Consider the following 12,823-nt stretch of genomic DNA (forward strand, 5'->3'; position numbering starts at 1 on the left):
CATCATCCCGAAGAACAACAAGCCAACATAAAGCGAATTGACGTGTTAGACGTTTCGCAAGACTTCAATTTTTTTGATCAACTACATCTCGGTAAAACCGGTCTGCGATGATCTTCTGAAGCCTCCAGCGAGCGCCCACACAAATTATCTGATTATCTATTTTAAAGAGCGTCTGATTCTGCGTTCAACTCCCTTACCTAAGTAAGTAGCAAACTCTTGTTTGCGTCGTTGTCCGTGTCAGTGGAGGCGTATAATACAGCCTAGAAGTTTTAGCGCAAGCTCTTTTTAAAATTTCTTTTAATTAATTTAAATTAAACTCAACAAGCCAGAGATAAACAAAAAGACACCGAAGTGTCTTTTTGAAAACTGGCAATTAAACACTAACCACCGACGTAACTCAGCATTACACCAGCCGCCACAGCAGAACCTATAACACCCGCAACATTAGGACCCATCGCATGCATTAATAAGAAGTTTTGCTTGTTCGCTTCAAGACCAACCTTATTCGCCACGCGCGCAGCCATAGGAACGGCCGACACACCAGCAGCACCAATCAATGGGTTAATGGCATCTTTAGAGAATCTATTCATCAACTTCGCCATCAATACACCAGCAGCCGTACCGATAGAAAATGCAATCAAGCCTAAGCTCAAAATCCCTAGCGTTTCTAAATTCAAGAAAGCCTCTGAACTTAACTTTGAACCGACACCTAAACCCAAGAAGATAGTTACGATGTTAATCAAAGCATTTTGAGACGTATCACTTAAACGGTCTACAACACCACATTCACGCATCAAGTTCCCAAAGCAGAACATTCCAAGCAGGGGCGCTGCAGATGGCAAAAACATCGCAACCAAAATAGTCACTACAATTGGAAAGACAATTTTCTCTTTCTTAGTAACAGGCCTAAGCTGCTCCATCTTAATCGAACGCTCTTCTTTAGTTGTTAGCGCTCGCATGATTGGCGGCTGAATAAGTGGCACTAACGCCATATAGGAATAAGCCGCCACAGCAATCGCACCAAGCAAATCAGGCGCTAATCTACTAGCAACGAAGATAGCCGTCGGGCCGTCTGCGCCACCAATGATACCAATTGCTGCAGCATCCGCTAATGAGAAATCCATAATGCCGGACGCACTTAATAAAACAGCCCCAATAACCGTGGCAAAGATACCAAACTGAGCAGCAGCCCCAAGCAGTAATGTTTTTGGGTTAGCAAGCATAGGACCAAAGTCCGTCATAGCCCCAACACCCATAAAGATAATCAATGGAAACAACCCCGTCTCAATACCACCATGATAAATATAGTATTGAAGACCACCCGGAGAAACCATGTGACCAGCTGCATCATAAACCGGTGCAGCCATAAAACCGGCACCAGGAATATTGACTAGAACCGCACCAATACCAATAGGTAAAAGCAGAAGTGGTTCAAAACCTTTTTTGATTGCCAGATAAACCAACAGCAAACCAACACAGATCATCACAAACTGACCAAGCTCCAGCTGGTAAATCCCTGTGTCGTGATAAAGATTTAATAATTTGTTTTCCATTTTCGATTGATTCCTTCAACTACAAAGTAAGAAGTGACTGACCAACTTGCACGGAGTCACCTTCTTTTACATTAATGGAACCAACGACACCGGGTCTAGGCGCAGATATTTCTGTCTCCATCTTCATTGCCTCAAGAATCATCACAGTATCACCTTCTTCAACTTGCTGACCTGGAGACACAAGCACTTTGAAGATATTACCCGCTAACGGAGAAGGAACATCTTCACCAGATGACGCAGCAGGAACTGAAGCTGCCTGAGCTGGAGCACTTGGAACATTAGCTACTGGCTGAATATTACTAACATCGCCACCTTCAGATACCTGAACAACAAAACTCTGTCCAGAAACTAAAACGGTATAGACACTCGCTTCATTAGAAGATGCACTTGCAGCAGGCTTACTATCAACAATATCATCAAGCGTCGGCGTTGGTTCAAAAGCACTTGCATCACCACGATTTTGCAAGAACTTAAGACCAATCTGAGGGAACAAGGCATAAGTTAAAACGTCATCAATCTGATCATCAGACAACTGAATATTTTTTTCTTTTGAAAGACCAAGCAACTCTTCAGTCAGTTTATTCATTTCAGGTGACAATAAGTCAGCTGGTCGACAAGTGATCGCCTCCGCCCCATCTAGAACTCGCGCTTGCAACTCTTTATTAAATTCAGCAGGAGCCGCACCATACTCACCCTTCAAAATACCTGCTGTTTCTTTTGAAATAGACTTATATCGCTCACCAGTAAGGACGTTCAAAACCGCCTGAGTACCAACAATCTGAGAAGTAGGCGTGACAAGTGGAATCAACCCCAAGTCTTCACGAACTTTTGGAATCTCTTTTAACACTTCGTCAAACTTATCTGCTGCACCTTGCTCTTTAAGCTGACTTTCCATATTAGTCAACATGCCGCCAGGCACTTGAGCAATCAATATGCGGGAGTCTGTACCTCGAAGGGAGCCCTCGAATTTCGCATATTTCTTTCTAACTTCACGAAAATAAGCCGCAATCTCTTCTAATAATTCTAAATCTAAACCTGTATCTCTATCTGTACCCTGCAGCGCAGCAACCACAGATTCTGTCGCACTATGACCATAAGTCATCGACATAGAAGAAATAGCTGTATCAACTCGATCTATTCCAGCCTCAACAGCTTTCAAAATCGTCATATCCGACAAACCAGACGTAGCGTGCGCATGCAATTGCACCTCCAGCTGAGTCTGAGCTTTCAACAAACTAACTAATTCAAAGGCATCATATGGAGTCAAAATGCCAGACATATCCTTAATAGCGATGGAGTCCGCCCCCATATCTTCAAGCGTTTTTGCATAATCCACCCAGTTCTTAGTGGTATGAACTCGGCTCTTAGTATAAGAAATCGTCCCTTGAGCATGCTTACCTTGCTGCTTAACTGCTTTAATCGCCGTCTCCAAATTGCGCGGATCATTCATCGCATCAAAGATTCGAAAAACATCTACACCATTAAAGGCAGCACGTTCAACAAACTTATTCACAACATCGTCAGCATAATGACGGTAGCCAAGCAAATTCTGCCCACGCAACAACATCTGCTGAGGCGTTTTTGGCATAGCTTTTTTTAATTCACGAATACGCTCCCAAGGATCCTCTCCAATAAAGCGAATACAAGAATCAAATGTCGCACCGCCCCAAGATTCAAGCGACCAAAAGCCGACTTGATCAAGTTTTTCTGCGATTGGAAGCATATCGTCAATGCGCATACGCGTTGCAAACAAGGATTGATGAGCATCACGTAAAACGACATCAGTAATGCCAAGAGGTTGCTTTGTTGTTGTCATGTTTCAGCCTCAAAGAAATTAGAAGAGTTAGTATTAGAAAATTAAGATTTTTTACTGTTTCTGTGTTGATGAACAGCAGCAGTAATAACCGCTGTCATTTGCGCATCCACACCAGAAGAAGGAAGATTTTTAGAAGCAGGCTTTGACGCTACGGCAACAGGTACTTCAGGAAACAAATAATTTAGTAGCCGCGACATGTAACCTGTCGCAAAAATTAACACCACTAGAAACAGGAATACAAAGCCCATCCCTAACACCATCAACCCCACACCATCTTCTAGCAACCCATTCATAGTATCGTTACCTTTTTTCTCGTCTTGTTTGTACAGATCTAATGTGATCAGATGCACACCCAAGAGCGCTGTTTATTTTTGATAGTTAGTTTTTTACCACAAACCAGAACAGTTTCATATTTTTATTGCATAACAGTTAGACTTATTTCGTGAACAATTCCCTAAAAACAGCCACCACCCTAAAAACTTCAACGAATAACAATAGCATTGTACTGGCCGTCGCACCGATGGAAGGTGTCATGGATCACACAATGAGAGCATTACTGTCGCAAATTGGCGGCATGGACTACTTAGTTACGGAATTCATCCGAGTCACTCAGTACCCCATTCCCGCAACAACATTCAAACGCCTTGCTCCAGAAAACACTAACAAAGCAAGAACAATACATAACCATCCAGTTCACACTCAACTACTAGGTAGTAACGCAGAACTTATGGCGGAAAGCGCCTTGAATGCAACTAAAGCCGGAGCCACTCACATCGATGTAAATTTTGGCTGCCCAGCAAAACGCGTAAATGGTCACGGTGGCGGCTCTGTTTTATTACAAACCCCTGATGCACTTTATGACATCATGAGCGCAATCCGAAACATACTGCCGAACGAAATTCCTGTATCAGCGAAAATTCGCTTAGGTTTCGAAGATGAAGCATTACTATTTGATAACGTAGCCGCCATTGAGGCCGCTGGTGTTGACACTCTCACGATACATGGGCGCACTAAAAAAGATGGTTATAAACCACCAGCAAGATGGGAAAAAATAGGCGAAATTAAAGATAAGACAAGCATGATTGTCGTCGCCAATGGAGACATTACAGATACAGAATCACTCTTACGCTGCCAATCCATTACAGGATGCAAGCACTTCATGATTGGACGTGGCTCACTTAACAACCCATTTGTATTTCAACAAATAAGAGCTGAGCTAAACGGACAAAATAATACAATAGACTTGACGACTCTAAACAAACTCTTTGCAGGCTATAGCACCGAACTACAAGAATATTATGACGAAGTCGCTACACTTGGCAGATTGAAACAATGGTGTGGACACTTACGGTTTGGTTTTGCGGAAGTTAAAGAAAACCTTCAGACATTACGACGCTGCAAAAGCGTGAATGAGCTAACACAAACATTCGAAAGCATAATAACAAAAATACAATAAGAGATTAAAAATAAGGAGTTTATAAATTAACTTAAGGAGTATAAAAAATCTTAGAGGATAACTAGAAGTGGTGCACCAGAGAGGATTCGAACCTCTGACCGCTCGGTTCGTAGCCGAGTACTCTATCCAGCTGAGCTACTGGTGCAAAACAAATCTCTACTAACAATATTTAGAGAATAGCTTCTAAAATACTTTTTTTAGGAATGGTGCACCAGAGAGGATTCGAACCTCTGACCGCTCGGTTCGTAGCCGAGTACTCTATCCAGCTGAGCTACTGGTGCAAAACAAAATTCCTGCCTTTTTGCTCAGAGAGTAAACTCTCAAAAGACAAACTTGAAATGGCGGAGAGTGAGGGATTCGAACCCTCGATGAGTGTTAACCCATACACCCTTAGCAGGGGCGCGCCTTCGGCCACTCGGCCAACTCTCCGTAACAAGTGGGGCGCATTATATACGACACATTTGTCTTGTAAAGGCTTTTTTAGAAATTAATCTTCAGAAATTTGTTCGTCTTGTTCTTTCTGAATACGAAGATAAATCTCTTCACGGTGAACAGACACATCTTTAGGTGCATTTATACCAATGCGTACCTGATTTCCTTTTACACCTAATACAGTGACAGAAACTTCATCACCAACCATTAAAGTTTCACCAACACGACGAGTAAGAATAAGCATAAGAATATCTCCCTGTAATTGCTTTTAACTATTTATTAAGATGAATTGCCCGACAAATCTTGTAGGGCAATTCCTACAAAGCTAATTGTAGCCTCTCAATAAAAATTAAACCATCCATAACTACAGGGTTTTATGTATCCAATTGTTAAGCTTCTCGAACACCTGATGCCGTTTCATTCAATTTAAAAGCGGAATGCAGTGCACGAACTGCCAGCTCCATGTATTTCTCGTCAATAATGACAGACACTTTTATTTCAGAAGTAGAAATCAACTGAATATTAATAGACTCTGCTGCCAAAGCTTTAAACATGGTACTGGCTACACCCGCATGAGAGCGCATACCCACACCGACAATAGACACCTTAGCAATCTTGGCATCAGAAAGCACAGCACTCGCTCCAAGCTCTTTCGCGATGACATTCAAGGTAGACAAAGCTTGATCATATTCATTGCGATGCACGGTAAAGGTAAAGTCTGTTGTACCATCCACTGATACGTTTTGAACAATCATGTCTACTTCAATATTGGCATCACTAATAGGACCAAGAATACGAGAAGCAATACCTGGAATATCAGGAACTCCTTTCAATGTTAATTTTGCTTCATCTCTATTGAACGCAATTCCAGAAACCGCTGGCTGCTCCATACCCTTACTCCCCTCAGTTGTAATCAACGTACCTTCACCTTCAACAAAACTGGACAGCACCCTAAGTGGCACTTGATATTTACCAGCAAACTCTACGGAACGGATTTGTAACACCTTCGAGCCAAGGCTAGCCATTTCTAGCATTTCCTCGAAAGTAATTTTATCCAAACGTCGAGCACTATCTACAACACGAGGATCCGTCGTATAAACACCATCCACATCGGTATAGATTTGACACTCATCTGCCTTCAAAGCGGCAGCAAGCGCAACACCAGTGGTATCAGAGCCACCTCGACCTAATGTCGTAATGTTGCCTAACTCATCCGCTCCCTGGAAACCAGCAGCCACAATCACTCGTCCAGCGTCTAAATCTGCGCGCATTGCTTCGGTATCAATTTTTTGAATTCGAGCTTTACCATGAGCGCTGTCAGTAGTAATACGAATCTGAGAGCCAGTATAAGAACGAGCATCAAGACCACGCTTCATCAACGCCATAGACAAAAGAGCAATAGTAACTTGCTCTCCGGTCGACAAAAGCACATCCATTTCACGCGCACTTGGTGAAGCATTGATGCTTTTAGCAAGAGCAATCAGCCTATTGGTTTCACCACTCATGGCTGAAACCACAACCACTATGTCATCGCCTTGTTGCTTATGCTTTAACACTCGATCTGCAACTGCCTCGATACGCTCTATTGTGCCTACCGAGGTGCCGCCGTATTTTTGAACTAACAACGCCATAATTTTTCCACTATTTAAATCAAAAAAGCCGAAATCAAAGCTCTTAAGGAATGATTCAATTTAAACTCTTTCAGCTACCCAACCAGGCACTGACTCAAGAGCTGCAGATAAGCCATCTGGATTGTTACCACCAGCTTGAGCCATATCTGGACGACCACCACCTTTACCATCAACATAAGGCGCAATCATTTTAATCAGATCCCCAGCCTTCACGTTTTTAGTCAATTCTTTGGTTACGCCAGCAATCAAACTTACTTTGCCATCATTAACCGCAGCCAATAAAATGACTGCTGATTCTAGCTTGCTTTTCAGCTCATCTAGTAAATCACGTAACGCTTTTGGATCTTCTACTTCAACCTGAGCAACCAACAACTTACCGCCATTGATATCTACCGCCTGAGAAGCCAAATCAGCGCCAGCTAAAGCTGCCATTTTACCTTTCAATACATCCAATTCTTTTTGCAAACTGCGCGCTTGATCATTCAAGGCAACAACCTTGTCTAACACGCTGTCTTTATTACCTTTGACAAGGCTAGCAATCCCATCAAGAACCGACTCAGTCTGGCGAGTCGTATCTATTGCAACTTTGCCTGTAACCGCTTCAATACGACGAACGCCAGCAGCAATACCGCTTTCAGTAATGATTTTAAAGAAACCAATATCGCCGGTACGACTAACATGAGTACCACCACACAACTCAATCGAGTAATCGGCACCCATCGTCAATACACGCACTTCGCTGTCGTATTTCTCGCCAAACAGCGCCATAGCGCCTTTCGCTTTAGCAGATTCAACATCCATGATATCTGTTTCTACCGGACGGTTTAAGCGAATCTGTTCGTTAACCATGTCTTCAATTTGCTCGATTTCTATCGCCGTAACGCCTTCAAAATGCGAGAAGTCAAAGCGTAAACGCTCAGAATTTACCAAAGAGCCTTTTTGCGAAACATGATCACCCAAAATACGACGTAGTGCTTCGTGCATTAAGTGAGTAGCAGAGTGGTTCAATGTAGTCGCCATGCGCAAAGTGCGATCCACTTCGCCAGTCACCTGATCACCAACCGCCAAACGACCTTCTTTTAGCTCACCGTAATGCAGATGTGCTTTAGCTTGTTTAGTTGTGCTAGATACTTTGAAAGCACCGGCACCACGTAACCAACCTTGATCGCCAACCTGACCACCAGATTCCGCATAAAAAGGAGTAGATTTCAAAATCACTGCCGCAACTTGACCTGCTTCGATAGCTTTAACTGAAGTACCATCAACGAGGATCATTTCAACTTCACACGTAGCGTTTAGATTCTCGTAACCAGTAAATTCTGTAACAGAGTCCAATTTAACGCCGCTCGACATATCCATAGAAAAGTTACTGGCTGAGCGAGCGCGAGCACGCTGTGCGTCCATCGCCACTTCAAATCCAGCCTCATCTATTTCTAGATCATTTTCACGCGCAACATCGTTGGTTAAGTCCGCAGGAAAACCATAAGTGTCGTAAAGTTTGAAAACAGTCTCACCAGGAATAACCTTTTGGTCACCTAGTTCAGAGATCGCTTCTTCAAGAATCTTCATCCCTTGATCAAGGGTTTTGGCAAACTGCTCTTCTTCTTTCAATAGAATAGAAGCAACTCGCTCTTTTAATTTTGTTAACTCTGGGTAAGCTTCCCCCATTTCGGCATCAAGAGCTTCCACCAATTTATGGAAGAACACACCTTTTTGACCTAGCTTATTGCCGTGACGAATCGCTCGACGAATAATACGACGCAAGACATAACCACGACCTTCATTTGATGGAATCACGCCATCAACAATCATGAAGGAACAAGAACGGATGTGGTCAGCAATAACTCGAAGAGACTGCGCACTCAGATCTTGAGTACCAACCACTTGTGCCGCTGCTTTAATCAGATTTTGGAACAAATCGATTTCGTAATTACTATGAACGCCCTGCAAAATCGCCGCGATACGCTCCAAGCCCATTCCAGTATCAACAGAAGGCTTAGGCAATGGCGCCATAGTGCCATCAGCAGAACGATTAAATTGCATAAAAACAACGTTCCAGATTTCAATGAAACGGTCGCCGTCTTCTTCAGGTGAACCTGGAGGCCCACCCCAAATATGCTCACCATGATCATAAAACACTTCAGAACAAGGACCACAAGGACCTGTATCACCCATCGCCCAGAAATTATCAGACTGGTAACGACCGCCTTTGTTATCACCAATACGGATGATTTTTTCTGCAGGAAGACCGATATCTTTGTTCCAAATATCAAACGCTTCATCATCGTCTGCGTAAACTGTTACCAACAGCTTTTCTGTTGGTAATTTCAATACAACCGTTAGAAATTCCCACGCATAATGAATCGCGTCTTTTTTGAAGTAATCACCAAAGCTGAAGTTACCCAACATTTCAAAGAACGTATGGTGACGCGCGGTATAACCGACGTTTTCTAAGTCATTGTGTTTACCACCCGCTCGAACACAACGCTGAGACGTCGTTGCTCGTGAGTATGGGCGAAGATCCTCTCCCAAAAACACATCTTTAAACTGGACCATACCAGCGTTGGTGAACAGCAATGTAGGATCATTTCCAGGAACCAATGAACTGGATTCCACGATCTGATGCTGCTTACTTTCAAAGTACGATAAAAATGACTGGCGTAACTCAGAACTCTTCATAATGGGATGAGTCTCTATCTCTATTTTTCTGGACGAATTGGATTGCGTGAATGGCAGATTAGTACGTGCCGACTCGATGCAACGAAAAGCACAAAATAGTACACGCAAAGGATAGGTGTTTTCAAAAGAAACCGCAGTAATTTAAAGCTTATTTTGTGCATAACTTAAGCAAAAGTAGAATTTACGGATGTAAACCTACTTTTGCTTGATATTTCTAGAAAGGCATTACTGAGAACCTTCACCGCGAATATAACGATAATGAGGTCGCGCGGTCATTCTGGTCACTAGCTCATAACCAATAGTACCAGCGTAATCAGCGACTTCTTCGACGGGCACATCGCCACCCCAAAGCACTACCTCTTGACCCATTGCAGGCTCAGCGGCAAAGTCTTGCATACGCACCGTAATCATATCCATGGACACACGACCTGCTAGGCAAGCGGGCTTTCCATCGATTTGCAACGGGGTACCATTTACTGCGTGACGAGGATAGCCATCGCCATAGCCCACAGCAACCGTCGCCAATACGTGATCTTCTACAGCGACATACCCAAGACCATAACCGACTTTGTCACCTTGCTTAAGTTTGCGTGTTGAAATCACCTTGGACGACAAGGTCATCGCTGGGCGCAAGCCCACTGCTCGACCGCTCACTTCAGCAAAAGGAGAAATCCCATACAACATGATACCCGGACGAATCCAACCACCTTCAGGCACACTCCACTTCATAATTGCCGCAGAGTTCGCCACGCTGGCTTCAATGTCACCAATCGACTGACGCGCTTGTTCAAAATAAGCCAACTGCTGCATAGTCGTTAAATCTGACAAATCATCCGCACAAGAAAAATGCGTCATTAAAACGACCTCACCCACTTGGCCACTGTCTTTTAACGCCGAAACAAACACTGGCGCGGTTTCTTTATCAACCCCAAGACGATGCATGCCTGAATCTAGCTTCAGGAAAACCTTTTCAATTTTGGCATGGCTAGCTTGTAGTTCATCCAGTTGCTGAGCATTTTCTAGAGCAGACCAAAAACCATGCTTCTCGCATAGCGCCCACTCCTCACCTTCAAATACACCTTCCAACAACAAGATAGGAGAAACAATGCCTGCTTCTCGTAAAGCAATTGCTTCTTCAATCGCTGCCACTGCAAAAGCATCTACTTCTTTATCTAAATAACGCGATACTTCAACCGCACCATGTCCGTACGCATTGCTTTTAACAACAGCAAACGCCTTACAAGTTGGCTGTAACTTTTTTGCATAACGGTAGTTTTGTAGGATCGCTTCCAAATCTACCGTTGCCGTGAGTGGCCTTGCCATTTTCGCCCCTTAAACTTTTAAAGCGTTGTATTACTTATAACGTTGTACGGAAAGGTCCTGCGAATCGATATCCGTTTTATCGCCAGACATAATGTCAGCGATCACTGCCGCAGAGCCACAACTCATCGTCCAACCTAATGTTCCATGACCGGTATTCAAATACAAACCATCAATACCTGTACGCCCAACAACAGGCGTGCCATCTGGTGTCATTGGACGAAGTCCTGTCCAGTAGTCCGCTTGGGACAACTCACAACCCTGATTAAACAAGTCATGAACAACATGCGTAATAGTTTCTGTGCGCACTTTTGGCAAATCAAGATTATAGCCATTCAACTCTGCAGTGCCTGCGGCACGAATACGACCACCTAGTCGAGTCACTGCAACTTTGTAGGTTTCATCCATCACCGTAGAAATAGGAGCAAATTGCGCATCCGTAATTGGCACAGTTAAGGAATAACCTTTCACAGGGTAAACAGGAATAGAAATATCGATCGCTTTTAGTAACTCTTTTGAATAACTCCCCATGGACACCAAGACATTATCAAACTCGAAGTCACCCTGATCGGTTTTAACGGCGCGTATTTTACCACCTTCTACGACCAAGCGATCAATCGCTACGCCAAATTTAAATTTAACGCCTAATTCATCACAGTGTTTCTTCAACTCTTGGCAAAAAACAAAACAATCTCCTGTTTCATCTCCGACCAGACGAAGTCCACCTTTAAACTTATCAATTACCGGAGCAAGTCCAGGCTCAACTTCTAATATTTGCGCTGGCGTTAACACTTGATGCGGGACATTTAAGGCTTTTAGCACCTTGATATCTTTTTCAGACGCTTCAACTTGCTCATCCTTACGAAATAACTGAGTCAAACCACCTTGCCCATCATCGTACTTAATACCAATATCTTTACGCATCGCAATGAACTGGTCACGGCTGTATTCCGCCAATGCCACCATACGAGACTTATTCACGTCGTAGGCTTTTTCATTACAGTTCGCCAACATTTTGCCCATCCAAGCTAATTTTTTAAGCTCAGGATCAGCACTAACTTTTAATGGCGCGTGTTTTTGCATTAGCCATTTAATAGCCTTAAGTGGAATGCCTGGCGCTGCCCAAGGTGCAGAATAGCCAGGTGAAATTTGCCCTGCGTTAGCAAAACTAGTCTCAAGAGCCACACCTTCTTGACGATCAATCACTGTCACCTCAAAGCCTTTTTTCGCCAAATAATAGGCTGAAGTCAAACCAACAACACCCGCACCCAACACGCAAACACGCATAGAAAAACCTCAAATAAATATAAAAGTCACATCACCCATAATCACATAAGATTTGCAGTTTTATCATCTTATTTAAACAATTAATAAAGAATAAAAAACCAAAAAATATAAAAAATACAGTTAATTAAAAACGAAATGTAAAAACCCCATTCAGCTGATAAAATAACCTCTCAGCCAAGATAAGCAGAGATACAGACATGAAAGAGCATCAGACATCAATATTCGACCAAGCCTTGTCACTGCTGAGTCACAGAGAGCACAGCAAAAAAGAGCTAGCCACCAAATTAAAAACGAGAGGGCACGAGGAAGAAGAGATCAGTGCAACAATTGAACGCCTTGAAGAAATGAACTATCTCAACGACGAGCGCTTTGCTGAAATATTTGTAAGGAGCCGACTAAGCAAACCACTTGGAGCAAGCCGGATTCAGCAAGAACTAATACAAAAAGGCATCAATAGCGAGTTAGCAAAAACAGCTCTATCAGAAGCAAATGCAGATTGGTTTGAGTTAGCAAAGCAACTCAAGGAAAGAAGATTCGGAGAGGAAATCAGTACCGACTTCAAAGAGAAAGCCAAACAATCACGCTACCTTCAATACCGTGGATTTGACTTTGAACAAATTAAATACGCAGTATCTTCGCAAGACTAATA

The 12,823-nt window shown here is 43.1% G+C and carries 10 protein-coding genes and 3 tRNA genes; 2 read left to right on the forward strand and 11 right to left on the reverse strand.

Annotated features, from left to right (window positions below; all coding sequences use genetic code 11):
- Positions 1–380: 380 nt before the first annotated feature.
- The 3 genes from BUA59_RS15550 to BUA59_RS15560 are packed head-to-tail and all read right to left on the reverse strand — an operon-like array spanning position 381 to position 3,662.
- Positions 381–1,553, reverse strand: coding sequence for a sodium ion-translocating decarboxylase subunit beta (locus BUA59_RS15550; RefSeq protein WP_072840606.1), 1,173 nt, complete (start codon positions 1,551–1,553; stop codon positions 381–383).
- A 19-nt stretch (positions 1,554–1,572) separates the two neighbouring features.
- The gene (gene oadA / locus BUA59_RS15555; protein WP_072840607.1) at positions 1,573–3,369 is read right to left on the reverse strand and encodes a sodium-extruding oxaloacetate decarboxylase subunit alpha; all 1,797 of its coding nucleotides are present in this window, start codon (positions 3,367–3,369) and stop codon (positions 1,573–1,575) included.
- A gap of 41 nt (positions 3,370–3,410) precedes the next feature.
- Entirely contained in the window at positions 3,411–3,662 is a 252-nt protein-coding gene (locus tag BUA59_RS15560; protein ID WP_072840608.1) for an OadG family protein, read from the reverse strand.
- A 149-nt stretch (positions 3,663–3,811) separates the two neighbouring features.
- On the opposite strand from BUA59_RS15560, the gene BUA59_RS15565 reads away from it, so the two are divergent.
- Complete coding sequence (locus BUA59_RS15565) at positions 3,812–4,825, forward strand: tRNA dihydrouridine synthase (RefSeq protein ID WP_084122477.1); 1,014 nt, start codon at positions 3,812–3,814, stop codon at positions 4,823–4,825.
- Between the two features lie 68 nt (positions 4,826–4,893).
- On the opposite strand, the gene BUA59_RS15570 is transcribed toward BUA59_RS15565, so the two are convergent.
- The 8 genes from BUA59_RS15570 to BUA59_RS15605 form a co-directional block, all read right to left on the reverse strand.
- Positions 4,894–4,970, reverse strand: a tRNA-Arg gene (locus tag BUA59_RS15570).
- Between the two features lie 59 nt (positions 4,971–5,029).
- Positions 5,030–5,106, reverse strand: a tRNA-Arg gene (locus BUA59_RS15575).
- 58 nt (positions 5,107–5,164) lie between these two features.
- A tRNA-Ser gene (locus BUA59_RS15580) sits at positions 5,165–5,254 on the reverse strand.
- 58 nt (positions 5,255–5,312) lie between these two features.
- Positions 5,313–5,501, reverse strand: coding sequence for a carbon storage regulator CsrA (gene csrA / locus BUA59_RS15585; RefSeq protein ID WP_072840609.1), 189 nt, complete (start codon positions 5,499–5,501; stop codon positions 5,313–5,315).
- Between the two features lie 145 nt (positions 5,502–5,646).
- Complete coding sequence (locus BUA59_RS15590; RefSeq protein WP_072840610.1) at positions 5,647–6,888, reverse strand: aspartate kinase; 1,242 nt, start codon at positions 6,886–6,888, stop codon at positions 5,647–5,649.
- Between the two features lie 60 nt (positions 6,889–6,948).
- A complete protein-coding gene (alaS, locus tag BUA59_RS15595) occupies positions 6,949–9,567 on the reverse strand; it encodes an alanine--tRNA ligase (RefSeq protein ID WP_072840611.1) in 2,619 nt (872 codons plus the stop codon).
- Between the two features lie 225 nt (positions 9,568–9,792).
- Positions 9,793–10,890, reverse strand: coding sequence for an alanine racemase (alr, locus tag BUA59_RS15600; RefSeq protein ID WP_072840612.1), 1,098 nt, complete (start codon positions 10,888–10,890; stop codon positions 9,793–9,795).
- Positions 10,891–10,920: 30 nt separating this feature from the next.
- Positions 10,921–12,174: a D-amino acid dehydrogenase gene (locus BUA59_RS15605; RefSeq protein WP_072840613.1), complete on the reverse strand. Its 1,254-nt coding sequence runs from the start codon at positions 12,172–12,174 to the stop codon at positions 10,921–10,923.
- Positions 12,175–12,371: 197 nt separating this feature from the next.
- Between BUA59_RS15605 and BUA59_RS15610 the strand changes: the two genes are divergently transcribed.
- Positions 12,372–12,821 (forward strand): regulatory protein RecX, encoded by a 450-nt coding sequence (locus tag BUA59_RS15610; RefSeq protein ID WP_072840614.1) that lies wholly within the window; start codon positions 12,372–12,374, stop codon positions 12,819–12,821.
- Positions 12,822–12,823: the final 2 nt, after the last annotated feature.

The sequence above is a fragment of the Marinomonas polaris DSM 16579 genome, assembly GCF_900129155.1.
Classification (GTDB): Bacteria; Pseudomonadota; Gammaproteobacteria; order Pseudomonadales; family Marinomonadaceae; genus Marinomonas; species Marinomonas polaris.